Source organism: Enterococcus sp. DIV1090, from assembly GCF_050537975.1.
Classification (GTDB): domain Bacteria; phylum Bacillota; class Bacilli; order Lactobacillales; family Enterococcaceae; genus Enterococcus; species Enterococcus faecalis.
Genome location: NZ_CP172917.1, coordinates 1,059,229 through 1,083,022, shown reverse-complemented (window position 1 = coordinate 1,083,022; position 23,794 = coordinate 1,059,229). Strand labels below are relative to the sequence as shown.

The 23,794-nt window shown below is 37.9% G+C and carries 22 protein-coding genes; 8 read left to right on the top strand and 14 right to left on the bottom strand.

Features of this window, described 5'->3' with window-relative positions; all coding sequences use genetic code 11:
• Positions 1-177 precede the first annotated feature (177 nt).
• The gene (locus IGL48_RS05250; RefSeq protein ID WP_002363786.1) at positions 178-957 is read left to right on the top strand and encodes a Cof-type HAD-IIB family hydrolase; all 780 of its coding nucleotides are present in this window, start codon (positions 178-180) and stop codon (positions 955-957) included.
• Between the two features lie 17 nt (positions 958-974).
• Here the strand turns inward: IGL48_RS05250 and IGL48_RS05245 are convergent, their stop codons facing one another.
• The gene (locus IGL48_RS05245) at positions 975-1,181 is read right to left on the bottom strand and encodes a hypothetical protein (RefSeq protein ID WP_002357875.1); all 207 of its coding nucleotides are present in this window, start codon (positions 1,179-1,181) and stop codon (positions 975-977) included.
• A gap of 231 nt (positions 1,182-1,412) precedes the next feature.
• On the opposite strand from IGL48_RS05245, the gene IGL48_RS05240 reads away from it, so the two are divergent.
• Both IGL48_RS05240 and IGL48_RS05235 read left to right on the top strand, forming a co-directional pair.
• The gene (locus IGL48_RS05240) at positions 1,413-2,189 is read left to right on the top strand and encodes a threonine/serine exporter family protein (RefSeq protein ID WP_002378231.1); all 777 of its coding nucleotides are present in this window, start codon (positions 1,413-1,415) and stop codon (positions 2,187-2,189) included.
• An 11-nt stretch (positions 2,190-2,200) separates the two neighbouring features.
• Entirely contained in the window at positions 2,201-2,662 is a 462-nt protein-coding gene (locus IGL48_RS05235; RefSeq protein ID WP_002357877.1) for a threonine/serine exporter family protein, read from the top strand.
• Between the two features lie 31 nt (positions 2,663-2,693).
• Here IGL48_RS05235 and IGL48_RS05230 read toward each other — a convergent pair whose 3' ends face one another.
• The 4 genes from IGL48_RS05230 to IGL48_RS05215 form a co-directional block, all read right to left on the bottom strand.
• A complete protein-coding gene (locus tag IGL48_RS05230; protein ID WP_002357878.1) occupies positions 2,694-3,461 on the bottom strand; it encodes an ABC transporter ATP-binding protein in 768 nt (255 codons plus the stop codon).
• Positions 3,458-4,345, bottom strand: a complete 888-nt coding sequence (locus IGL48_RS05225; RefSeq protein WP_002357879.1) for an ABC transporter permease — start codon at positions 4,343-4,345, stop codon at positions 3,458-3,460. The genes IGL48_RS05230 and IGL48_RS05225 overlap by 4 nt, the downstream gene beginning before the upstream one ends.
• A 24-nt stretch (positions 4,346-4,369) precedes the next feature.
• Entirely contained in the window at positions 4,370-5,359 is a 990-nt protein-coding gene (trpX, locus tag IGL48_RS05220) for a tryptophan ABC transporter substrate-binding protein (RefSeq protein ID WP_113825982.1), read from the bottom strand.
• A 1,062-nt stretch (positions 5,360-6,421) separates the two neighbouring features.
• Positions 6,422-7,081: a hypothetical protein gene (locus tag IGL48_RS05215; protein WP_025190369.1), complete on the bottom strand. Its 660-nt coding sequence runs from the start codon at positions 7,079-7,081 to the stop codon at positions 6,422-6,424.
• 219 nt (positions 7,082-7,300) lie between these two features.
• On the opposite strand from IGL48_RS05215, the gene efbA reads away from it, so the two are divergent.
• From efbA to IGL48_RS05200, 3 genes are all read left to right on the top strand, one after another.
• Positions 7,301-9,013, top strand: coding sequence for a fibronectin-binding protein EfbA (gene efbA, locus IGL48_RS05210; protein WP_048949608.1), 1,713 nt, complete (start codon positions 7,301-7,303; stop codon positions 9,011-9,013).
• Between the two features lie 155 nt (positions 9,014-9,168).
• Positions 9,169-9,432 carry a hypothetical protein gene (locus IGL48_RS05205; protein WP_002381957.1) on the top strand — a complete coding sequence of 88 codons (264 nt, stop codon included), beginning with the start codon at positions 9,169-9,171 and terminating at the stop codon, positions 9,430-9,432.
• A gap of 73 nt (positions 9,433-9,505) precedes the next feature.
• Positions 9,506-9,847, top strand: a complete 342-nt coding sequence (locus tag IGL48_RS05200) for an iron-sulfur cluster biosynthesis family protein (protein ID WP_002391631.1) — start codon at positions 9,506-9,508, stop codon at positions 9,845-9,847.
• Between the two features lie 38 nt (positions 9,848-9,885).
• On the opposite strand, the gene IGL48_RS05195 is transcribed toward IGL48_RS05200, so the two are convergent.
• From IGL48_RS05195 to IGL48_RS05185, 3 genes are all read right to left on the bottom strand, one after another.
• Positions 9,886-10,344, bottom strand: a complete 459-nt coding sequence (locus IGL48_RS05195) for a DUF441 domain-containing protein (protein ID WP_010824564.1) — start codon at positions 10,342-10,344, stop codon at positions 9,886-9,888.
• 473 nt (positions 10,345-10,817) lie between these two features.
• Entirely contained in the window at positions 10,818-11,867 is a 1,050-nt protein-coding gene (locus IGL48_RS05190; RefSeq protein WP_048949607.1) for an oxidoreductase, read from the bottom strand.
• Positions 11,868-11,891: 24 nt separating this feature from the next.
• Positions 11,892-13,325: a glycoside hydrolase family 1 protein gene (locus tag IGL48_RS05185; protein WP_048949606.1), complete on the bottom strand. Its 1,434-nt coding sequence runs from the start codon at positions 13,323-13,325 to the stop codon at positions 11,892-11,894.
• Between the two features lie 242 nt (positions 13,326-13,567).
• Between IGL48_RS05185 and IGL48_RS05180 the strand changes: the two genes are divergently transcribed.
• Positions 13,568-14,281, top strand: a complete 714-nt coding sequence (locus tag IGL48_RS05180; RefSeq protein ID WP_002366529.1) for a GntR family transcriptional regulator — start codon at positions 13,568-13,570, stop codon at positions 14,279-14,281.
• A 270-nt stretch (positions 14,282-14,551) separates the two neighbouring features.
• Entirely contained in the window at positions 14,552-15,082 is a 531-nt protein-coding gene (locus tag IGL48_RS05175) for a DUF5067 domain-containing protein (RefSeq protein ID WP_002384665.1), read from the top strand.
• Between the two features lie 32 nt (positions 15,083-15,114).
• On the opposite strand, the gene IGL48_RS05170 is transcribed toward IGL48_RS05175, so the two are convergent.
• From IGL48_RS05170 to IGL48_RS05145, 6 genes are read right to left on the bottom strand one after another with little or no spacing between them, the layout of a single operon-like run.
• Positions 15,115-16,080 carry a LacI family DNA-binding transcriptional regulator gene (locus IGL48_RS05170; protein ID WP_048949605.1) on the bottom strand — a complete coding sequence of 322 codons (966 nt, stop codon included), beginning with the start codon at positions 16,078-16,080 and terminating at the stop codon, positions 15,115-15,117.
• Positions 16,081-16,095: 15 nt separating this feature from the next.
• Positions 16,096-19,371: a GH36-type glycosyl hydrolase domain-containing protein gene (locus IGL48_RS05165; RefSeq protein WP_048949604.1), complete on the bottom strand. Its 3,276-nt coding sequence runs from the start codon at positions 19,369-19,371 to the stop codon at positions 16,096-16,098.
• A gap of 17 nt (positions 19,372-19,388) precedes the next feature.
• Complete coding sequence (locus IGL48_RS05160; protein WP_048949603.1) at positions 19,389-21,539, bottom strand: glycoside hydrolase family 3 N-terminal domain-containing protein; 2,151 nt, start codon at positions 21,537-21,539, stop codon at positions 19,389-19,391.
• 4 nt (positions 21,540-21,543) lie between these two features.
• Positions 21,544-22,308 carry an endonuclease/exonuclease/phosphatase family protein gene (locus IGL48_RS05155; RefSeq protein WP_010822724.1) on the bottom strand — a complete coding sequence of 255 codons (765 nt, stop codon included), beginning with the start codon at positions 22,306-22,308 and terminating at the stop codon, positions 21,544-21,546.
• A complete protein-coding gene (locus tag IGL48_RS05150; RefSeq protein ID WP_002382200.1) occupies positions 22,289-23,206 on the bottom strand; it encodes an acetylxylan esterase in 918 nt (305 codons plus the stop codon). The genes IGL48_RS05155 and IGL48_RS05150 overlap by 20 nt, the downstream gene beginning before the upstream one ends.
• Positions 23,199-23,792 (bottom strand): DUF624 domain-containing protein, encoded by a 594-nt coding sequence (locus IGL48_RS05145; RefSeq protein ID WP_048949602.1) that lies wholly within the window; start codon positions 23,790-23,792, stop codon positions 23,199-23,201. The genes IGL48_RS05150 and IGL48_RS05145 overlap by 8 nt, the downstream gene beginning before the upstream one ends.
• Positions 23,793-23,794: the final 2 nt, after the last annotated feature.

Genomic DNA, 23,794 nt, shown 5'->3' with positions numbered 1-23,794 from the left:
TATTGTAGTATACTCTAAAATTGAATTTGTACCAACCGATTCTATATTTCTTCAAAAATCCTTTACAGAACCATCAAAAATCACTTTTTTTCCTGCTCTTTTAAAGAAAACGAAAGGAACCCATTGTCTTTTCAGAAAAGTTTGTTAAAATAACAAGCGTAGAGAGGATGTTAGGGTATGGATAAAATGAAAGCTATTACTTTTTTTGATTTAGATGGAACTTTGTTAGATGGAACATCGCAAATAACTCCTGAGATTACCGCAGCAGTGGCGGCCTTGAAAGACAATCAAATTTTACCTTTAATTGCGACAGGACGGACCTTGTGTGAGATTCAGCCAATTATGAAAGCCAGTGGCATTGACTCAGCGATTGTAATGAACGGGCAATTTATTCATTATGAAGGAAAAACGATTTATTCAGATGAATTTACAACAGAGGAATGTGTTTCACTGCATGAACATGTCAAACAGCGTGGTCATGAATTGGCTTTTTACAATGAGCGCCGTATTTTTTGTACAGGGCATACTGGCACAGTGAAACAAGCCTATGATTATATTCATTCAGCTGTTCCAGAAATTGATCCCACAGGTTATGAGAATGATGCCGTCAACATGATGTTGGTCTTAAGTCAACATGGCGATGATGATGAATATTACTATGAGCGGTTTCCTGAATTGACCTTTTATCGCAATGGTCCTTTTTCAATTGATATTGTTCGTAAAGGGGTCTCTAAAGGCTCTGGTGTCAAAAATCTTTTTAACACCTTGGGATTAAACGGCATTCCCACTTATGCCTTTGGTGATGGAATCAATGATTTGGCGCTGTTTGAGGCCTGTGATTATGGAATTGCCATGGGTAATGCGCGAGAAGAACTAAAAGAAAAAGCCACCTTTATTTCAACTAAAAATACTGAGAATGGCATTGTTAATGGCTTGAAAAAATTTGATTTACTATAAGAGAAAACTACCTTCTTCTATTGATGTACTTTAGAAGAAGGTAGTTCTTTTGTATGTTCATTTTTCTTTTTCTGCTGTGCACAGAGAGCTACTCCCACTACTTGAATCAGCAAAATCGCTCCCAACAAACAACTTAATACGATGTTTCCTGATAGGATTGTTCTTCTGATTAAAATAATTAATACAACACTGCTAATTCCGTAGAGTAACCATTGGTTGTCCATTTTTATTGACCCCTTTGTTTTTCTATGTTTAGGATAGGATGTTTCCTACTAAAATGCAAGGAAAGATCCTAGATTCTTACAACTAACCCATAATTTTTACTAATTCCTTATTTGTTTTCATTTATTCTTAAGATTCGTTTCATTTTTGTAAAAAATCACACTTTTTTTCTATCTCTGTTTTAAATTGCGTACAGTTCTTAAAAAAAATGATACACTAAAAGTGAACTCGAAATGAAAGGAGCCATTCCTTTGGTTAATAGCGAAAAAAGAAAACAATTAATTATTGATACATGCATTTTAGCTGGAAAAATTATGCTGGAAAGCGGATCTGAAGTATATAGAACCGAAGATACGATTACTCGGATTGCTGCAAATGCTGGCGAGCCAGAGAGCGTTTGTTACACGACGGCTACAGGGATTTTCGTGGGCTTTCGTTCCAGTAATTATACGCAATTAGAAAACATCCCCCAGCGCTCGATTAATTTGGAAAAAGTTAGCCTTGTCAATCAATTATCAAGAGAATTTGCGCAAAAAGAGATTACTTTGCCAGAGCTTTATCAGCGTTTAACTCTATTAGAAACGGATACCCCCACTTTTTCAATTTCGTTACGCTTGTTAGCAGCCGGGATTGTTAGTTGTACGTTAATGTACATTTTTGGTGGCACTTGGCAAGATTTTATTGCAACTTTTTTTGTTGGCGTGATTGGGTATGCTAGTTATCTTTTTACCCAAAAGTTATTCCAAGTTCCTTACCTCGATTCATTCGCAGCCGCTTTTGTCATTGGTTTGTTGGCCTATTTGGCTGTGCATTTTCACTTAGCGGTCAACATCGATAATATTATTATTGGTGCGGTGATGCCGTTAGTTCCAGGTGTGGCGATTACGAACTCTTTTCGCGACATTTTAGCCGGCCACCTCATCAGCGGGACGGCGCGAGGAACAGAAGCTATTTTTATTGCTGGGTCTGTTGGCCTAGGGATTGCCTTGATTTTTAAATTATTTATGTAAGGAGTGTTCAAATGGAACTAATTTTTCATCTTCTCTTTAGTTTTTTAGCGACTGTGACGTTTGGTATTATCACGAACATTCCTCGTAAAGCACTGGTGGCTTGTGGCATTACTGGCATGACAGGCTGGATGATTTATTATGTCTTAACGCAAACTTTTGATGCTAGTCAAACCTTTGCAAACTTTTTAGGAACGGTCGGGTTAGGAATCGCTAGTATCTTTTTTTCTCGTTACAAAAAAATGCCGATGATTATTTTTTACATTCCGAGTTTGGTTCCTTTAGTGCCAGGAGGCCCTGCCTATCAAGCGGTTCGGAGCATTTTGTTAGGAAATATTGATGACGGTTTGCAGTTGATTTTAAAAGTTGTCTTTACTGCTGCAGCTATCGCAGCGGGCTTTATGGTGACATCGCTACTGGAACGAATTGTCAAACGTTTTTTCCCCAAGCGACTCTTCCGATTGGTCAAAAAATAAAAAAACAAGCTCAGAAAACGAGCTTGTTTTTTTATTCTACTTCTTCAAAGAACAGCAACAAATCTTGTAGCGTTAATTGTGCTTTTTCAGCAGCGTTTAAATCTTGAACAATTTTACCTTTTTGTAAAACAATTAAACGATTGCCATATCGTAAAGCATCTTCCATTCGATGGGTAATCATCAAACAAGTTAAGTTCCCTTCTTCAATCCGTTGTTCCGTTAAGTGCATCAACTGCTTGGACGTTTTGGGATCTAAGGCAGCAGTATGTTCATCTAAAAGTAATAATTCTGGTTTTGTGATAGTGGCCATTAATAAACTTAAGGCTTGGCGTTGACCGCCAGAAAGGTTACCTGTCGGTGTATCCAGATGATTTTCCAAGCCATTGCCAACTTCTTGACAGATTTTTGTAAACAAGGCGCGTTGCTCATTTATCTTCCGTAATGTTAAGGGACGTTTTTGTCCGCGTTTCATGGCAAGCAATAAATTTTCTGCCACAGTCATTCTTGGTGCTGTCCCCATTTTAGGATCTTGAAAAACACGCGCTAAAGATTTAGCCCGTTTGACTTCAGAAAGATTGGTGCGATTGACTCCTTCAATTAAAAATTGTCCCTCTGTTAGTGTCAAAGTTCCTGCTAAACTATTGAACAGCGTACTCTTGCCTGCGCCATTTCCACCTAAAACAGTAATGAAGTCCCCGGGATAAATGGCTAAGTTCACATGATCCAAAATCACTTTTTTTTCGTTCATCCCATTATCAATGATTTTTGTCGCATTTTTTAATTCAACAACTGGTTTCATTTCGTTTCCCCCTTATCAGAAAAGCCATGTAGTCGTAATGCTTTTTTCAATTGTGGGATCATTAAACAGATTGCTAAAATCACTGCTGAGAAGATTTTCAAATACGTCGTATCAAAGCCTAATTTAATCACTAATAAAATCAATAGTTGATAAATAATACTCCCTACAACAATCGCCATCAGCCGTTCACCAAATGTTAATTCTCCAAACAGTACTTCACCAATAATAAGTGAAGCCAAGCCAATCACAATGACACCTGTTCCTTTACTTACATCCGCATATCCATCATTTTGGGCAATCAAAGCGCCAGATAAGCCAATCAAGCCATTCGATAAAACCAATCCTAAAATTTTCATGCGATCCGTTTGAATGCCAATCGAACGAGCCATTTCTTCATTGTCGCCTGTCGCAATATAGGCTTGTCCCAAACTAGTATTAAAGAAAAATAACAGTAAAATCATTACCACAGCCAAAACACTAATCCCTAAAAAAATAGTATCATAATAATCTGGTAAGGCCATTTTTTGAAAAACATCTTGAATCTTCGGTTGGTTTAGTAAAGACTTATTTGGCGATTTCATCACAAATAAAATCACGGAATTTAAACCAGACATCACTAAAATTCCTGCTAAAATAATTGGAATTTTTCCTTTTGTAAATAGTAAACCAGTCACTAAACCGGCAAGCATTCCTGCTCCGACCCCTAAAAGAGTCGCTACAAATGGTGAAACCCCTGTTGTAATGGCAGTTACACAAACCGCCCCCCCTAACGGAAATGAACCTTCTGTGGTCATATCTGGAAAATTTAAAATACGATAAGTCATAAAAATACCTAGTCCTAACAAGGCCCATAACATTCCTTGTCCAATTGCTGAAACAATCATCGCTTCTCCTACTTTCTTTGATAATTAGTTAATCAATTTCGATTTTTTTGCTAACTCTGCGGGAATCGTAATTCCTAACTTTTGAGCTTGTTTTTCATTGATAATTGTGTCGCCTGTATTAAAGGTATAAATGGGTGTAGTTGCTGGTTGACTTTTCCCAGACAGGACCTCTGCTGCCATTTTGCCGGCTTGTACCCCCAACGCATGTTGATTAATCCCAACAGTTGCTAAACCGCCTTGTTCTACCATCGTATCCACCGAAGGAATAATCGGCGTCTTGGTTCGATTTGCTTCTCCGACTACCGTTTGCATAGCATTAGCAATCGTATTATCAGTTGGTATATAAATCACATCTGTTTCCTTAGTCATCACTTGAACCGTTTGTGCAATTTCATTACTTGATGGCACAGCATATGTTTTCACTGTCAATCCTTTGGCTTCAGCTGCTTTCTGCGCTTCAGCTACTTGGTATCGAGAGTTTTCTTCTGAGGAAGCATAGAGAATACCTATTTTTTTGGCAGCTGGTATCAATTCTTTTAGTAAATCCATCTGGGCTGACAAAGGTGATTGATCACTAACACCCGTGATGTTACCACCTGGCTTTTGATTGTCTTTCACCAATCCTGCGCTAACAGGGTCCGTAATGGCGCCTAAAATGATTGGGATTTCTTGGGTAGTGTTGGCTAACGCTTGCGCAGCTGGCGTGGCGATGCCAATTAAAACGTCTGCCTTTTTTTGTACTAATTGTTGACTCATGATTGCTAACTTACTCTGGTCGGCTTGACCATTTTGAAAAATAATTTCTAAGTTTTTGCCTTTGTCATAGCCATTTTCCTTTAACCCTTCCACAACACCTTTATAAATTTCATCCAATGCGGGGTGACTGACAAACTGCAAAACCCCTACAGTAACTGTTTCTTTCTTTGAATTCGTCACTTTTTGATTCACAAAAAAAGCACCGATTAAATAAATAGCTAATAAAGACACGACAAACGTTAAACGTTTATTTTTCATTTTGCATTCTCCTAACTGCCCTTTTGTTTGGCAACTTTTTCTTTTTAATAATAAAACCATTATTTATAGGGCATTTCTTCCGTTGAAAGTGAAACTGAGATTCGTAATCCTCTGCTTAGTCAAAATCCTAGGAACACTTTTTTACAAATGTCAGGATTTAACTGCGACGAGGATCGCAACTTTGGTGAGAATCGCAGGAGTACTTTTCTACGAATGGGACAACGTTCTCTTCGCTCACCTTGTACTACTCATCACTCTTAAAGGCCAAACTGCGGCGAGTATGCGCAGCCTGCATCTACTCTGTCACTTCGTGCCAATCGTAGTGATTGTACGAATGTGACAACGTTCTCTTCGCTCACCTTGTACTACTCATCATCTACTCTGTCACTTCGTGCCAATCGTAGTGATTGTACGAATGTGACAACGTTCTCTTCGCTCACCTTGTACTACTCATCATCTACTCTGTCACTTCGTGCCAATCGTAGTGATTCGTAGCAAAAAAAACAACGACTTATCCTAAGTGTTTAGGAGTGGTCGTTGTTTTTATGCAAAACAAAAACCACATAGATGGGTCCTCTATGTGGTCGTTTTTTCTTCTTGAATATAACCAGCATAGATACACTTTTTAGAATAAGTCTTCTAAAGTTGTATCTATGAAAGAATCATACATACAACTATCTACGCCAGTTTTGCCATGATTGGTGCATTTCTTTTACGTTAGATAATTGTGTCATGTATTTTCCCTCCTAGTTATGTTGTTAAAGGTAGTCTACACTATATTGATTTTGTTCGTCAAGAAAAAGTTTTTATTTTCTTGCATTTCTTTTACTTCTAAAAAACGAGCCACTCTTATGAGAGGCTCGTTTTTCTTTATTTCAGCATATTTACCACTTAATTGTTTCGGTTTCTTTCAATTTTCACGGGAACTTTAACTGCTTGTTTTTGCGATTGAATCAGCCATAAACTTACTAAAATCGTCATTGAAATTACTAATGCCATCGAAAATCCCCTCTTTCTAATGCCTTAAAACTTTCTACAATCTAAGTTTAACATAGCTAGCTATCATTCACCAGTTTCTGGTACTGTAGCAGTGCTTTCTGTCGTCGTTTCAGTAGATTGAGCAACGCCAGTCGTGCTGGTCGTCGTCTGTGTTTCAGCGGTCTTTGCTGCTTCTTTTTCAGCTTCTTGGGCTGCCTTTTGCTGGTCTTTCAAAACGCCAGCCATTGGTAATCGATTTAATTCTGGTATTAATTGTGTTTTTAAGTCCATAGATTTTTCGACAACCGTCCGTGTCTTTTCTTTGCCGTTTTCAAAGAAAACAAGCGTGATCTCATCGCCGCTAACATTGTATTGCTCTTGTGCTTTGCCAGCATTATAAATTAACGGATAGATATACAGCGATCGATGAAATTCATTCATTTTATCTGAATTAAACAGCTTCACCATTTGATCGTATTGCTTGCCAGATGGTTTAGCAAACATGACTGACATGGCTCCTGTTTCTTGGATTTTCTTGTCTGCTGTTTTGTAATCTAAGACACTGACTTTCTCTGATTTGATGGGTCCTGCGACTAACGATTCAACTTGAGCAGCTCGAATATTTTTTTGCATCGTTGGAATAAAAATGATTGAGCCAATTATTAATACTAATGCTACAATAGCGGTAATCATTAACAGTTTTCTTTGTCTTAATTCATAAAGTGCCTCTTTTAGTTCTTCCATAAAATTATTCAACTTCTAATCGCTCCTCGCTTTTAGTTCTTATCTATTATACTAATCATTTTCTTTCTTGCCTACCCTTGCGCTTTAATTACTAAAAAAACCAGCAAACTTCCCCAGCTTTCTAAGGAAAACCCAACTCCTTTTTAACAAGCTTCTTTCTTAAATTCAAAAACTCCGCTATAATAAAGCTATTAGTCGGAAAGAAACGAGGGATTTATTATGTCATTTGATGGCGTATTTACTCATAGCATGGTTCATGAGTTGACAGAAACACTCGTAAGTGGCCGGATTTCAAAAATCCATCAGCCTTATGAAAACGAAGTCGTTTTAGTCATTCGTGCGAAAGGTAAAAACCATAAATTATTATTATCAGCACATCCTAGTTATGCGCGCATACAACTATCTACAATTACCTATAGCAATCCGGAAACACCTCCTAATTTTGTGATGATGTTACGAAAATTTCTGGACGGTGCCATTTTAGAAACGATTCAACAAATAGAAAATGATCGCGTGATTCACTTCACCTTTTCAAAAAGAGATGAACTAGGTGACTTACAAAATATTGTTTTGATTGTTGAATTAATGGGACGTCACAGTACAATCGTTTTAGTTAACCAATCTTCTGGAAAAATCTTAGATGCGATAAAACACATTGGAATGAGCCAAAATAGTTATCGTTCGTTGCTTCCTGGAGCAACTTATATTGAACCGCCAAAACCAATGGGACTTAATCCGCTCACGGCCTCAAAAGAAGAAGTCTTTGCGCTTCTTTCTACAGCTCCTGAATTAAACGGACGCTATTTACAACAACATTTCCAGGGTCTAGGCAAAGATACAGCAGACGAATTAAGTGCCCGTTTACTTGCACAACCAAATGAAAAAATGGCCATCTGGACAGAATTTTGGTCCTCAGTCACTGAAGCTGTTGTACCGACATTAACCGTCACTGAAAAAAAAGAATATTTTACGCCCATTCCTTATCAATCATTAGTTGGTGAACAAACAACGTATCCGACACTCAGTGAATTACTAGATGTCTTTTATTCTGGTAAAGCAGAGAAAGACCGTGTCAAACAACAAGGCGGCGAACTAATTCGCAAAATTGAAAATGAACTAAAAAGAAATCAAAAGAAACTTAAAAAATTACAACAAACCTTAGCCGATACAGAAAACGCTGAAAATTACCGTCGCGACGGAGAACTATTAACAACCTTCATGGCACAAGTCCCAAAAGGAGCCACCGAGGTGGAATTACCAAATTATTATGAAGAAAATGCACCGTTGCGTATCTCGCTAAATCCTGCACTTTCACCTAATCAAAATGCACAAAAATATTTTCAAAAATATCAAAAATTGAAAAATGCTGTCCGAGTTGTTAAGACACAAATTCAGCAAACGCAACAAGAAATTTCTTATTTAGAGTCAGTTGTGGCACAACTTGAAATTGCGACACCAATGGACATTGAAGTGATTCGTGAAGAACTGATTGAGCAAGGCTATTTAAAACGTAAAAAAAATAAAAAACAAAAACAGCCGAAAAAAAGCCAACCCGATCTTTTTTATGCCACAGATGGCACACCTATTCTCGTTGGAAAAAACAATTTGCAAAATGATCAATTAACTTTACGAACCGCTAAAAAAACTGATTATTGGCTCCATGCCAAAGATATTCCTGGATCTCATGTAATTATTCGTGACGCACATCCTAGCGAAGAAACCCTTACTGAAGCCGCACTTCTAGCAGCTTATTTTTCAAAATATCGACTTTCTTCACAAGTGCCTGTTGACTATGTCCAAGTAAAACATGTGCATAAACCCAATGGAGCAAAACCAGGTTATGTGATTTATGAAAACCAACGAACGTTATATGTGACGCCAACAGAAGAATCGATCAAAAAAATCCAGCAAAATAAGGCTTCTGCTTCCTAATTATATTAAACAAAAAAACAACGTACTGCCGATTGATCGTACGTTGTTTTTTTGCATTTGCAAAGACATTTATCAAGTGATAAATAACACAAGTAAGCTCAATTAGTTTACAAACTAGCTATTTCTCTCTATACTGACTGTTGGAGGTGAAATTCATGGTCTTTTTACACATTATTTTTGGGATGTTTGCCTTTATTGGCGCTTTAGGTTTAGGTGTCGCCTTCCGCGATAGCTTTACAGAACTTTCAACACCAAAGAAAGCAGCGATTATTTTATCTTACGTAGGTGCGATTGGTTCAACAGTCCTAGGGTTCACATCAGCAACAAAAAATCCATTTGTTTTAGCTGCAACAGTTGTCTTAGTTGTCGCCTTTTCTATTGCTCTTTTCAAAAAAAGCAGTAAAGAAACAAGCAAATAACAAAACCTTTGAAGAGCGGCATAGCGACAAGCTACCCTCTTCCTTTTACATACTATTTAAAGGAGTGAGGCAAATGTCTCTGACTATTTCTGAAGAAGTAAAACAACGTTTAGCCCCTTTCTTAACTGAAACGAACACCTTCTTGTTGGTAGCAAATGACGGCTCTAATCCTTATTCTTCCGCAGAAGGTTGTTGTATGATTGGCGATCGTTTCATTATCGTTCCTGTTGATCAAGCAGAAGCGCCTTATACCGAAACAATTGCTAATGATTCTTTTCACGTCTATACTTCGACGTATGACCAAATGTTTTTAACAGGGCATTTACAGCTAGTGATTCATCCGAATGCGGGAACCATTACTTTAAAAAATGAAAGTGGCATATTAGATAGTAATGTGGACATTTATCAACACTAAAAAAGCAAACAAAACGTTTACGCGTTTTGTTTGCTTTTTTAGTGTTGAAAGGCTTGAAAGGTAGTAATGATTACGTACATCATCCCCGATGCAATAATCGGACCAGCTGCAATTCCTTTTAAAAAAACGACGCCAAGAATCGTTCCAAAAACTAAGGCAACCGTAATCTCTGGTGATTGATTAATTAAACCTACTCCTTTTGAGGATAAAACAGCTACCAGAATTCCACAAAGTATCCCCAGCCATCCCATCGGTGTTTTGAATGATTGGATTAAATCCCTTAAGCCAATTTGTCCTGTAGCAATCGGGACTAAAATGGTAATTGAAATAATTGTGACACCTAAATTAATGCCTTTATCTGACAACCACGACATGATTTTCGCACTATTTGGTAAAGCTTTTAAAGCAAGCACAACAACTGACGCAATTAATAAACTTTGATTTTTTGCAACAAACGCAATCAAGGCAATCAGTAGTAAAAAAAGCCAACTTTCCACTGGTTGTCCTCCTTTCTGATTTGGTTCTTTCGTTAACCAAACTTTCTTGTCTTTCCTATTTTAGCAAAGAACCTCTTTAATTACCATTCAGCTTCAGTAATTATTGTCTTTTTCGCACGAATCTTGCTTAGAAAAAACGAGTTAAAAATTAATTTTTTCTCATAACAAGCCTTTTTCTCTTTGAAAAATTATTTTATGAAGTATACTAATATTAACTATAAAGTAGTTTACTTGCATTTATACTGGATATTCGATATCCTATTTAAGGCTCTTCAATTGAGCGAGCATCACAAAAGACATTTTAGTAGCAATTCTTGGGGAAGTAGTGCTACTAATATGTCTTTCCTTTTTTTATTTTTACTAACAATATACGTTTCTTATATTAAAATTCACAATTCTTTATAAATAAAAGCGCCTGCCCCACAGTTGTCTGGACTGTAGGGCAGGCGCTTTTCAAGTCATTTAAGCACGCTTTAGTTTTCTTTCAAACGATAAACACTTGGACTTGGGTTAAGGAAACCCACTTCTAAAATTTCGATGTTAGTTAATGCTTGCTCTTCAGTTACTAGTTGCGGTGCACCATTTTTCAACGTTTCATAGACGGCATCATAATAACGACCGTAATCACCTACAGGCGTTTTAATTTGTTTTTTAATCCAGTCGCCATTGCCATTACGGTAGGTCACTTCTCCATAATACATTGGTGAATCTTCTCCAAAGCCTGGTGCATCTGGCATGATTCCGGCTTTTAAATCATTTTCTTGTTGATCTTCGCCATATTTGATGAACGAGCCATTGCTGCCATGAACAATAAAACGTGGATACGGACTAGCGACAGAATGATTCGTTTTAACTTTTACTTTTAATTTTGAACCATAATGTAAATCAACGTCAAAATAATTATCGACTGCCTCGCTCACTTCATTATTACGAATATCATAAGTGACTTGATCTGGACGCCCGAAAAGAGCAATCATGCGATCCATTAAATGAATGCCTAGTCCGTAAAACGAACCATTTTCTTTAGGTCCTTGTTCCGTGATACTTCCTGGTCGATAATAATCAATATGTGTTTCCACTTCATTGATTTCTCCTAAAAAGCCTTGCTCTACTACTTGCTTCATCGCTAGGTAATCGCCGTCGAAACGTCGATTTTGATAAGGCATCACTACTACCCCTTTTTCTTGCCCTAAAGCAAATAATTCCTCTGCGTGTTCTAACGTATCACAAAATGGTTTTTCCACAATCACTGATTTACCAGCTAAAATGGCTTGTTTGGCTAAATCATAATGTGTATGCGCAGGCGTACAGATTGTGATCAATTCAATTTCTGGATCCGTCAATAATTCATTAAGGTCAGTGGTAAAATTTACGCCTTTTTCTTTAAAGGGCGCTGCTGCTTTTTCATTAACATGTAAATCGAAAATTGTTTTCACTTCTAGTGTTTCTCGAATCATTACGTAAGGTAAATGGTAACGATTGGCACTTTTACCAAATCCAATAAACCCCATTTTTACTGTCATATTTTCCACACTCTTTTCTTATAATTAGATTAGTCCATTTGTTTCAATGACTTTTTGATACCAATAATAACTGTCTTTCGGGATTCTTTCTAAGGAACCTTTTTGTGTTTCATCTTGATCCACATAGACAAAACCATAACGCTTTTGATAGCCGTTAAGCCACGACAGTAAATCGGTGTAACTCCATGTACAATAACCAATAACTGAAACGCCATCCGTAATCGCCTCTTGAATCGCTTGGATATGGCTTCGCAAATAATCAATGCGATACGTATCATGAATTTGTTTATCTTCTGTTAAGGTATCATATTCGCCTAACCCATTTTCAGTAATTAAAATAGGCACTTGATAGCGACTAGCTAATCGTCGTAAGGCAATTCTCAAACCTTGCGGGTCAATGGCCCAATCCCAGTTCGTTCGTTCAACATATGGATTATTTACTTTTTTAAATAAACCCGGTACCCCAGATTCCGTTTCAGAACCCTTTTCACCCGTTGTATTCATCTTCCCTATTCCGACGCCATCTAATGGATTAGCAGCAACCGTATCCGTCCGATAATAATTAATACCTAGAAAATCAGGTTTGGCTGAACGTAGTAACGCTAAATCGCCCTCTTTTATCGTTGGGGCCACACCTTGCTCCTTTAAGTAATTTAATGCGGCAATTGGGTATTCTCCCCAAAGATAGACATCTAACCAAAAATGCGACAGCAAATCTTCTGCATTTTCAGCCGCTAAAACATTGGCAGGATGCGCATCAACGGCATAAACAGGCGTATAAGCAAAGCTAGGGCCAATTTTGCCAGGCATTTCTAATTCATGAAACGCATTAATCACTGCTGCATTGGCTAAATTAGCAATATGATTGGCCTCATACATCCGTTTATTGTCTGTTACGCCGGGAGGATGCACGGCTAATTGATAACCTAACGAAGTAAACACATTTTGTTCGTTTAAACTAATCCAATAGCGAACTTTGCCACGGAAAGCGTCAAATAAAATTTTCGCATAGGCCACAAAATCAGCAATAATTTTTCTTGATTCCCAGCCACCATATTCTTTTTGCAAAACAGCTGGCAAATCCCAATGATATAAAGTTACCATTGGTTCAATTCCTGCCGCTAATAACTCATCAATTAAATCTGAATAAAATTTCAGTCCCGCTTGATTTACTTGACCACGTCCTTCAGGTAAAATTCGTGTCCATGCTATCGAGAAACGATATGCTTTTAAACCTTGTTGTTTCATTAAAGCCACATCTTCTTTGAAACGATGATAATGATCGACGGCTAAATCACCAGTTGTCTCTTTGAACGTTTTTCCTGGTAGCCGAACAAATTCATCCCAAACAGATGCGCCTTTGCCGTCTTCACTCCAAGCACCTTCTACTTGATAAGCTGCCGAAGCAGAGCCCCATAAAAAATCTTGCGGAAATGCTTTTAGTTGATGATGTTCCATTGTCATACCTCCCTCTTTTCTGTGCTGCCCTTTTATTGTAAAAGGTTTTCACAAAAAGTACCAATCAGATCAATAAGTTCTTCTGTTTACTTTTAAAACTATATAGTTTTAAAAAGGATAAGTCAACTACTTTTATTTAAGTACTTGATTATTAAGTGGTTACGTTAAAAATAAATATATAGTTTTAACACGTTAAATTCATGGTATAATGAGAGAAATACTGGTGATAAAGGAGGACTCTGATGCGCACAAATACACGTTATAAAGAAATTTATGCAGCTATAAAACAGGATATTGAAGCAGGTGTTTATCCCATTAATCAAAAGTTACCCCAAGGTCGTCTTCTTGCAGAAAAATATCAAGTCAGCGAACTAACCATTACAAAAGCCTTACATTTGCTTGTGCAAGAAGGTTATGTTGTCAGACGACGTGGCTCGGGCAGCTTTGTTCAAGACTTTCAAAATCGAACCATTACTAAATTTTCTCCGTTAACCGGCACTTACTCAACCTACGATGGAAAAGTTGAATCCGTGGTTTTAGGCTTTGCAACAGAAGTACCTGAGCCTTGGGTGACTGAAAAATTAAGTATTACAGAAGAAGAGTTAGTCTACAAAATTATTCGTTTACGGATTATCGAAGATGTGCCCTCAATTATTGAATACACTTGGATGCCCGTTGCTTTAATTCCGAACTTGACAATGAAAGAATTGAAAGTCTCCATTTATCAATATATTTCGGAACAATTGCATCAAAAAATTCAAAGTGCGCGGGTCAGCATTTCTGGGATCCGTCCTTCTGCGTTGGAAAAAAAATATTTAAACTTAACCGATAATGATTTCCTGATGCGTGCAGAACAAATTGCTTACCTAGGCAACGGGCATATTTTTGAATACTCAATTGCGAATCATATTCCTAGTGAATTCACTTTTGAAACTGTCTTAATTGCAGAAAAATAGGAAACTTTTATGTTGCCATTTCTCATTTCTAACAAAACGATCTCTTTACTTTGAGCCAATACTTTTTGTTAGAAATGTTTTTCTGCTAGTTAAAAATATTTTTCAAATTATATTTCCAAACATGAATTTTGATAAAAGTATTGCTATTTACTAGAAGTACGATTAAAATATTGCTTGTAGCACTCTTTTTAATACAGATACAAGCAATTTATTTTTTACATAGTCAATCAACCAAAGCGAGGACTTTATATGAGGAAACCCTACATTTTAATGAGCTTACTCGTTCTAAGTACCTTATTAAGTGCTTGTTCAACTGTAAGTGGCAGCCCAGCAAGTCAAAGTGCGCCCGCACCTGATGAAGTGTTGGCGACAAGTATTGGGACGTATGAAAATCGAACATTGTTGGTTCCAGATGGGCGTTTAGCCTTAACTGCCTTGCATAAAGGAAAAGATTATCAAGGCAAACCAATGTTTTATGTCCTGTTTGAATTAACCAATACAACCGAAAAAACACAAAATATTCAGCTAATGATTCAAAGTTTTATGGAAGTTAGTCAAACTGTCCACGGAAAAGCCCAAAATTTACAATATGCAGTCTTAACAGATTCACCTTTCCAAGACAAATTAGATCGTTTAGCAGATGAAATCAATCCTGGTGAAACAATCCAAGGCGCTTACCCGTATGAATTTATTAATGAGAATAAGCCGGTCCATTTTAAATTTAGAGATCGCCTTCTCAGTCTGGATGAACCCATTGCATCAGAAGAAATTACCATTACAGAAAAAAGTTTGGTTCGCTAGCTTAGCTAGCATTGGACCAAACTTTTTATTTATTATTCAGACGGAAAAGATTCTCCTTCTATAAAACGTGTGTAAATGTGTTCGCTCTCAGCAGCTTCTCCCCGCATTAAATGAATAATTTTCTCTGCAGCCACCATGCCCCATCGATGTTTAGAATAGGCAATTGTTGCTAATCGCGGTTGCACAAACGCACCTAGTTCAGAATTATCAAAACCAATAATCCGAATGTCTTTCCCCATTTGGTAATTTGTTTCTGCAACATATTTATAGACACCAATCGCCATTTCATCATTAAAAGCAAAAACATCGACTGGTTCTGTCTGTGGTTGACTCAAAATTTTTTTAGCAGCCGCATAACCAGAAGGTTCGGTAAAATCGCCTTGGATAATTTCATAAGGTATCCCAAAACGAGTTAATTCTCGTGTACTAACAGCCAATCGTTCTTGGCTATCATAACCTTTTTCTGGTCCAGAAAGCAGAAGAACTTTTTTTGAACCCACATTGACAAATTGCTCAATTGCCTGCGTGGCACCGCCACGATTATCCAAGAGAACTTGCCGAATATTCCTATGTTCAGTGGTTCGATCAAGGACAACGATCGAATGGCCTCGTTCAGCAAACTTTTCAATTTCTTTTGTTGGAAATGTCCAATCTAAAATAATTGCCCCATCCACCATTTTTTCAGGAATGAAAAGATGTGACTTTTTACCGCTGCAGACAATCATCTCATAATCAAACAGTGCTAAGCCTTTCTTAATCCCCTCCAACAATTCACCATAAAAACTACCGCCATAATCGGCCAAATAGACACCAATAATATTGGTTTGACGGCGTTTTAATGTGCGAGCGGCCATGTTAGGAACATAGTTTAGCTCTTCAGCAATTGCTTGGATGCGCGTTCGTGTTTCTTCAGTTACCTTTGAACTACCATTCAATGCGTAAGAAACGGTCGAGATTGATACGCCTGCTTTTTTTGCAATATCTTTAATTCCTATCATGGACTACTCTCCTTTCTAATGGTAAATTTCAATAACACTTGCTTCATTTAATAATGAAAGCACCTCGTCTTTTTGAACTTCCATTCCCCCTTCTCGATAAGGGTTTTCTTCAAACTTAAACGGAACTTCTTGACCATCGATAACTATTTTCGCTGACTGATTTGGATAAAATTTATATGTGACAGGTTTATCAAACAATTGGTAAGTTAGTGCTAAACCAGACAATTTTTCTGGTAACACGGGATCGAAAACCACACTTTGGGCCTTTTGCCGAATCCCTAAAACAGCTGTAATTAATTGATTTAAATAAATTCCCGGCCCGCTTGAATAAATTCGCCAACCACCTTTTACCCCAATACTTCCATCTTTTAGTTTACCAAAATTTTCTTGTGATTCATACCTTGTTTTAAAATCGCCATCGGAACTACTAAAATAGGCATTGGCTTGACGTAACTCTGCATTGTGAACCACTTCTTTTAATTGAACTGGATTGATTTGCATTAATGCTTGCCAGGTTTTGTCTCGCTGACCAATTTTCGCCATCGCTTCTGTATAGCGAATGTGCGCATGAACATACTGTAAACCAATTTCGCGACCAAAATTAGCCGCCTGTTCTGCTCGTTTAAAATTAGTGCTCACACCGCCTCGATAGTTCGCTGGTTTGTTCATTAAGCGCACGCCATCAGGAAACGTTAATTCTTTTTCAATAATTTCTAAATGATGACTTACTTGTTCCGGTGTTAATAATTCGGCTAACATACTACGAGTCATTGGCAATAATCGATATTGAATCCCTGTTTTTTGGTCATTTGGGTGAATCATTTGTTCAAAAGTTTCTGGCGTTTCCATATAAATAAACCCTGGAATCGTTTCATCCGCCAACATATATTTTTGAAAATCGTTCTTTATTCCTGCGACTAAAATTGCTAAGTGCTGACTATAAGTAGCATCGATTTCCGTAATTAAAGCCGCAAATTTTTTCAACACTTGATACGTTAAGGCAACGGTCCAACTACTAGCCATTTGCTCTTTAAGACGATTATCATAAGGTTGTAACGTGTCATCCCAATCGCCGTCACCGTAACAGGATAGAAAAGTTTCTGGTAAAAAATGTTGTTCAATATAATTTATTTCTTTTTTCAAATGTTCAAATAAAGATGCTGTTTCTTTTGTTTTGTGATTATCTTTGCGACTTGTATAAGGGATTTCCGTAGCTAAGATTGAATAATCTGCGGTTTGTTCCAAATAATCAGTCACTACTTTCAATGGCCAGACGATAATATCGCCATGGCTTTCACTGGCTTTTTGTTCTTCGTATCGGTCAAACATAAACCATTGCGGCCAGTTGCCATCGTCCTCAAATTGATTTTCAAATAGATGCTGAATAATGGAGGCCACGATCTTAGGCTGTTGCGTCGCAAAGAAAAATTCTGTCGGTCCTTGCGACACATCTCGTGTGCCCCAAGCTGCTCCACCATACTGTTCTAAGCCATGTGGCGACAAATAATGAACGAGCATATTATGAGTATACCAACGAGTTAATTGATTCATTTGCTGCACACTTGAGTCTGTGTGTGTTAACTCAAAATGATGCAACAAGCCATTAATGAATGCTAAATATTGACTTTCTGCTTTTTCAAAATCTAATGGTGTATTGACTAATGCTTGGTCCTCTGTACTGCCCGTAATAAGTAGTGAAAATTTTTGGGTCTTTTCGATTGCCAAGACTAATAAGTCTGCTTCAGCTCCACCCAATAATGTGCTATCGGTTACTTGAAATGATTTATCAACTGTCAATGCATAGGTTAGTTCTGGGTAATAATTTTCTGTAGCAGAATGATTTCCCGTCACTCGAAGCGTTTTGCCAGCTTGTTCTAATTGATAGGTTGGTACTTCTTCCGGTCCTAATAACAAATGGTTAGAAACAGCCCACATATACGCATCCTTTTGACTGGTCACTTCCAATTGAATCACTCTTGAATCAGGCGAAGTGAAGGTGCGTACCCGAATTGTATCCTTTGGCAACTTATAATACCACGTAGCAGAGTTCAACCCCATTTCAAAAGTAGAAGGCATTGTTAGTAAGCGCCATAAGCCATTCTCTAAAATGTAGATTCGTTGACCAGAGCGTTTCATAACGTTTAAAGCGTTTCGGCTATTACTCATTAATTTGTTCATGGTCGTATTTCCTAAAACTACTTGTGAATTGAAAATGCCATACATATACACTGTCGTACTAAGCAAAGGTTCGTCAACCGTTAAACCTTTACCACTTAATAAAATGTGGCCATGCGCTCTTTCCATGGCAATTTCTTTTTCTTGAAGAACAACGTGATGGTAATTTTCCGTGAAAAAGGAATACGTCTGGCCTGCTACTTTTTCAATTTGTGTCTGAATGGGATAAAGTGCGGCCAACTCTTCTTCTGTTAATGGATTTCCTGTGATAGGTTCTCCTAAAAGTTTCGTAGGAGAGTCCTGTGTTTCTTCTAATGAATCGAATGTCACAGTTTCATAAATAGCTTGTAAGGCTTCTTTCGATAAAAAAGGTTCAGCTAATGCTTGCGGATGTGTTTCTGTTACCGCACCATAAAAAACAAATTCCTTACTTTCATTCGTTAATTGGACGGCTTCCGTTTGTAAAGCGGTGTAAGCAAATTCATATTGATAGACTTCATTTGCTAAATATCTTTTCCCCAATGCTTCTGGTGTGTTTGTTTGTTTAAATGAACGTCCAAAAAATTGATAGCCGTCCGTTGAGTAGCCTGCTAATTTTTGAAAACTCCCTTGAATAAGGGCTGGAAACTTCTCATTTTGCGGTTGATTTTGTCTTGATAAAACAACAAGCTCTTCGCCCTCTTGCCAAATGTGATGATCAAGATACTGCGACACATACGCTTCATTTGACTGAACGGCTCCTTTGGTCGCTAAGCCAATATCTTGACCATAAACAATATCTACTAAGCCAGTTCCAGTGACATTAACCCGCCAGAACCATTGATTGCTTGGCCCCAAACGAAAGTCAACTTGGTAACGAACCGCTTCAAATTCGCCCCGCCATGTCAATTGGTTATCTGAAAGATAAAAATCACTTTGACTGTTGGAACCAATCATTGGTCGATAATTAATTGTGTCCCCTGTAATTATCCGCAAATAGAGTTGGTTCATACTGCCGTCTAAAGGATTACCTTCTAATTGATTAATCATCATGCCACAGCTATTCAATTCTTTTAAATCACCTGTCTCTAGAAATGTAGCAACTGTGTCTGCTTGCTTAAGCTTCTTTATCTGCATAACTTATCCTTCCCATCTTATTCATTTAACGTGACTGTTGCGGTTTGTACATCGCGACTATTTCCACCAATCATTACGATAAATTCACCTGCATCACTGGTTACCTGATTGTCTGAATGAACATAGCGCACCATATCCTCTGAAAGAAGAAACTGAACTTCTTTTTCTTCCTTTGGTTCCAGCCAAACTTTTTGGAAATCTTTTAACTCTTTAATTGGGCGAACCACTTGTCCCACCAAATCACGTACATAAAATTGCACGGTTTCCTCTCCAGCGATTGGACTGTCATTTTTTACTAAAACAGAGACCGTGACTGGTTGTTCTTTGGTAAATGTTAATGCACTTAGTTGAATTGGTTGATAAGAGAAATGACTATAACTTAAGCCAAATCCAAAGGGATATTTAGCGTAATTAGAGACATCTAAATATTTAGAAACATATTTTTCTTCTGGTGCTGACTCATAAGGACGCCCAGTATTGTCGACATTGTAAAAAATTGGCACTTGACCAACCGTTTCTGGAAACGACATACTTAAACGACCACTTGGATTGTACTGTCCCCACAAAATTTCTGCTAGCGCATTGCCCCCTTCTGTTCCAGGTTGCCAAGCTTGCACAATTCCTTTTGCAACATCTATCCCTTGTAAATCTAAGGGCCGGCCACTGTAGACCGTGACAACAACATTGGGATTTTTCTCAATAATTTGTGCCACTACTGCTAATTGTTTTTCGGGTAGACGAATATCACTGCGACTGGCAGCTTCCCCACTCATCCAATCTGTTTCGCCTAGTGCCACTACTACTTTATCTGCTTGACTAGCTAACGTTAAAGCCTCTTCAATGGCCGCCGCGGTCGGTTCAAAGTAATCAAAGTGTTCTTGAGCAACTAGAAGATTTGTGGTTAATTTTTGGGCCCCAGCCACGAGGGAAATGGCTTCTTCTTTCTTTCCTTGCCATGACCAAGCCCCTAAAATATCTTGTGATTGGGCCCCTGGGCCGACAAGCGCGATTTTTTCTTGCGGCGTAAAAGGCAAAATATTTTCATTTTTTAAAAGAACCATTGATTTTTGAGCAATCTTTTTAGCTATTTCTCGATGTTCTTTGCTTAAAATCACTTCTGCTTCCGCTTGTTCATCCGCACCACGATAGGGATTTTCAAATAAGCCTAGCTCATTTTTTAGTTTTAAAATTCGCATAACTGCTTCATCAATAAGTGTTTCAGCAATCCGGCCTTCTTCAAGTAATTCTTTTAAATAATCTGGATAACACGTGGTCATCATTTCAATATCTACACCAGCTTTGATAGCCAATTCTGCTGCCTCTTTTTCATCTTTGGCAACGCCATGAGGAATTAATTCTTTAATCGCTCCCCAGTCTGAAATCACAACTCCTTCAAAGCCAAATTCATTTCGTAATACGTCTCTAAACAGCCATTGGTTGCCTGTAGCAGGAATCCCATCCACTGTATTGAAGGACGTCATAACAAGTTTTGCACCCGCATCTAATCCAGCTTTATAGCCAGGTAAATACATTTCTCTTAGCTGCCGTTCAGACATATCTACCGTATTATAATCCCGACCAGCTAAGGCACCACCATATGCCGCAAAGTGCTTCACGCACGCGGCTACTCGCCAATTGTCTTCTTTTAAATTTTCTCCTTGGTAACCTCTAACCATTGCAGCAGCTAAGCGGCTGTTGAGTAATGGATCTTCACCTGTTGACTCCATGACACGTCCCCAACGTGGATCGCGCACTAAATCAACCATTGGTGAAAAGGTTACATGTAATCCTGAAACAGCAGCTTCTTTTGCTGAAATCTCCGCCATTTTTTCAACCGCTGCTTCATCCCAAGTGCTTCCTAAAGCCAAAGGAATCGGAAAGATGGTTCTGAAACCATGAATAATATCCGCCATTAAAAGTGTTGGAATATTTAAGCGATGATTTTGCATATATTCTTTTTGAACACGTTTCGCTTCATTTGCACCGGAAACACCCAGTGTTGTCCCCGCCGTATCAATCGTTTCTTGACTTAGTCCTAGCTCTGACATAGGGCCGGTCTTTTCTTCTGCTTTATCTGAATAAAACGCTGCTGCTAATTGTAATAATTGATTAATTTTCTCATCAATTGTCATTTCTTCGACTAATTGAATCAGTTGATTTTCTTTCATACTCTCACCTTTCTTCAATACATACTTCTGCTTCTAAAGGAAAATGGTCGGAGGGAAAACGTCCATCGATACTATCTGTTAAACTTGCGGTTTGCTGTACTTGCCAACCTTTTACATAAATATAATCAATTTCTTCTAATTCCGCCCAAGGTTTTGTGTAAGTAAAATTTTGAAATGTTCCTCTTGGGCCATAATGAGTAGCTAAATTTTTGCTATCTTGAAATTTTTTTTGAACAAGTTGATGAACTGCTTCCTCCGACTCTGCATTAAAATCGCCCATTAATAAAGTTGGATACTGTGCAATTTTGTCATGTAACTCCTCTAAGATAACGGTCATTCCTGCTAAACGAGCATGAGCTGAAATATGATCCAAATGAACATTGATGACTAAAAAAGGCGTATTTTGAGTCGTTTCCTTAAATAGTCCCCACAAAGCAATTCTTGGACAGCCAGCTTCAGGATGGATACTTGGCTGCTGAGGTGTTTCAGATAACCAAAAATACCCTGTATCAATAGCCTGAACTTTTTGTTCGTTATAGAGAATCGCTAGTCCTTCTCCTTGACCATCCCCTTCTCTTTCCGCAGAAAGACAGGTGAATGTTGTATACGCCTTTAAATCCCTGACTTGATTCGGTCGTACTTCTTGAATACAACAAAGGCTCCAATCATGAAAATTGATTAACTGACAAACAGCCTCTTTACGAAAAGACCATTGCCAATCTTGGTCATACTCTGTATCTACCCGGACATTATACGTAGCTATTTTCATTTTTAACCTCCTGCAATAGTTGTTGAATTTGACGCATTTCACGACGGATCTGAGTTGTTTCACCGCCACCATGGCCTTTTTTCCAATACACTCTGACTGCTTTTCTTGCCTTTATCTGATGATAAGAAGGGAAAAAATCTTTCATTGGACATATCGGATCGTGACTCCCAACAGAAGCAAAGACTGGATTTTTAATTTGCGAAACAAAGTGGCGACTATCAAAATAAGGAAGAACCGCGGCAATTTTTTCATGCGCTTGAGGATGCTCTTGTAAGTACTGATGAATAATTTGATACGAACCCGTTCCTTCTGCTACTCGATTTTCTAAACAAGAATGACTTGGAACATCTGCAAAAGTAGCTAAAATCGGGAAGTCGACTAAACTGTTCACCATTAACACTACGCCACCCCCTTGGGAACCACCACGAAGAATGATTTGGTCCTGATTAATTTCAGTAAAGGTCCGCACCACTTCTACGCTACGTAAATGGTCGGCAAACAAACGGCGTTGGTACCAATCTTCTTTGTCTAGAAATCCTCGTCCCATTGGTGCTTCATGCCAAATTGTTTGATATGGCACGCGATCTTTGGTTAATCCCCCTTGACCTCGATTATCAATGACAAAACAAGCACAACCAATTTGTGTCCAATGAGCAAATTGCCAAGGTTCTTGAATATGATTCATATAGCCTAAACAATCAATCACTATTGGCTGTTTCCCCGCCGTTTTAGGAAGTAACAAATAGCCAAAGATGCGCTCACCTAGGAAACTTAAAAAGTCGACCTGTTCCACTTGAACATTTTCCAATGGATAGTCAATGACCCGCCGATGGATATCTAGCGGTATTTTTTGAAGTTCTTCCTTAGTCTTTTGCCAAAACTCAAAATACTCATTCATGTTCCACACCTAACACTTTCTGAAAAAACGCAACTTGAAGAAAAGCCGTTGTCCCGAATCCTAACGCAATATATAAAAACAAATTAAGCTTATAGAAAAAAACAAACGTTAAAAGAGGTAAAATAAACAAAATAATCGCATTTGCACTATTACTTAAGACCACATAAACCGTCTCACCTAGTGTCTTTTTAACGGACCAATTAAAAACGGAAAAGAGAAAAAGAAAACTCGTCAAAAATAATGCAACAAAACTTAATAGAAAAATAGCTAAGAAACCTAAACTAGTGGCTATTTTAAATAAACTTGTTACGACAATACCGCCCAGTAAAAAAGCAACGAACAAGACACCTGTTAAAATAAAACCTCGCAAGATGTTATTTTTTAATGCTGTCCAAAACGTTCGCAAAACAGGAATATCTTTTTCACGATACAAACGATAGATCGTTCGATACAACGCAATTAAGCCGACACCGCTAAAGATGCCTGTTATACAGGTAATTAAAAAGAGAAAATTAATAATGATCAAGTTGGCAATAAAAGAAAAAATCCGATAATACCAACCTTCATATGCAAATAACTTATTCATAT

Coding starts and splice junctions, on each gene's coding strand:
- IGL48_RS05250 (WP_002363786.1), top strand. CDS start 178: ATGGATAAAATGAAAGCTATTACTTTTTTTGATTTAGATGGAACTTTG.
- IGL48_RS05245 (WP_002357875.1), bottom strand. CDS start 1,181: ATGGACAACCAATGGTTACTCTACGGAATTAGCAGTGTTGTATTAATT.
- IGL48_RS05240 (WP_002378231.1), top strand. CDS start 1,413: ATGAAAGGAGCCATTCCTTTGGTTAATAGCGAAAAAAGAAAACAATTA.
- IGL48_RS05235 (WP_002357877.1), top strand. CDS start 2,201: ATGGAACTAATTTTTCATCTTCTCTTTAGTTTTTTAGCGACTGTGACG.
- IGL48_RS05230 (WP_002357878.1), bottom strand. CDS start 3,461: ATGAAACCAGTTGTTGAATTAAAAAATGCGACAAAAATCATTGATAAT.
- IGL48_RS05225 (WP_002357879.1), bottom strand. CDS start 4,345: ATGATTGTTTCAGCAATTGGACAAGGAATGTTATGGGCCTTGTTAGGA.
- trpX (WP_113825982.1), bottom strand. CDS start 5,359: ATGAAAAATAAACGTTTAACGTTTGTCGTGTCTTTATTAGCTATTTAT.
- IGL48_RS05215 (WP_025190369.1), bottom strand. CDS start 7,081: ATGGAAGAACTAAAAGAGGCACTTTATGAATTAAGACAAAGAAAACTG.
- efbA (WP_048949608.1), top strand. CDS start 7,301: ATGTCATTTGATGGCGTATTTACTCATAGCATGGTTCATGAGTTGACA.
- IGL48_RS05205 (WP_002381957.1), top strand. CDS start 9,169: ATGGTCTTTTTACACATTATTTTTGGGATGTTTGCCTTTATTGGCGCT.
- IGL48_RS05200 (WP_002391631.1), top strand. CDS start 9,506: ATGTCTCTGACTATTTCTGAAGAAGTAAAACAACGTTTAGCCCCTTTC.
- IGL48_RS05190 (WP_048949607.1), bottom strand. CDS start 11,867: ATGACAGTAAAAATGGGGTTTATTGGATTTGGTAAAAGTGCCAATCGT.
- IGL48_RS05185 (WP_048949606.1), bottom strand. CDS start 13,325: ATGGAACATCATCAACTAAAAGCATTTCCGCAAGATTTTTTATGGGGC.
- IGL48_RS05180 (WP_002366529.1), top strand. CDS start 13,568: ATGCGCACAAATACACGTTATAAAGAAATTTATGCAGCTATAAAACAG.
- IGL48_RS05175 (WP_002384665.1), top strand. CDS start 14,552: ATGAGCTTACTCGTTCTAAGTACCTTATTAAGTGCTTGTTCAACTGTA.
- IGL48_RS05170 (WP_048949605.1), bottom strand. CDS start 16,080: ATGATAGGAATTAAAGATATTGCAAAAAAAGCAGGCGTATCAATCTCG.
- IGL48_RS05165 (WP_048949604.1), bottom strand. CDS start 19,371: ATGCAGATAAAGAAGCTTAAGCAAGCAGACACAGTTGCTACATTTCTA.
- IGL48_RS05160 (WP_048949603.1), bottom strand. CDS start 21,539: ATGAAAGAAAATCAACTGATTCAATTAGTCGAAGAAATGACAATTGAT.
- IGL48_RS05155 (WP_010822724.1), bottom strand. CDS start 22,308: ATGAAAATAGCTACGTATAATGTCCGGGTAGATACAGAGTATGACCAA.
- IGL48_RS05150 (WP_002382200.1), bottom strand. CDS start 23,206: ATGAATGAGTATTTTGAGTTTTGGCAAAAGACTAAGGAAGAACTTCAA.
- IGL48_RS05145 (WP_048949602.1), bottom strand. CDS start 23,792: ATGAATAAGTTATTTGCATATGAAGGTTGGTATTATCGGATTTTTTCT.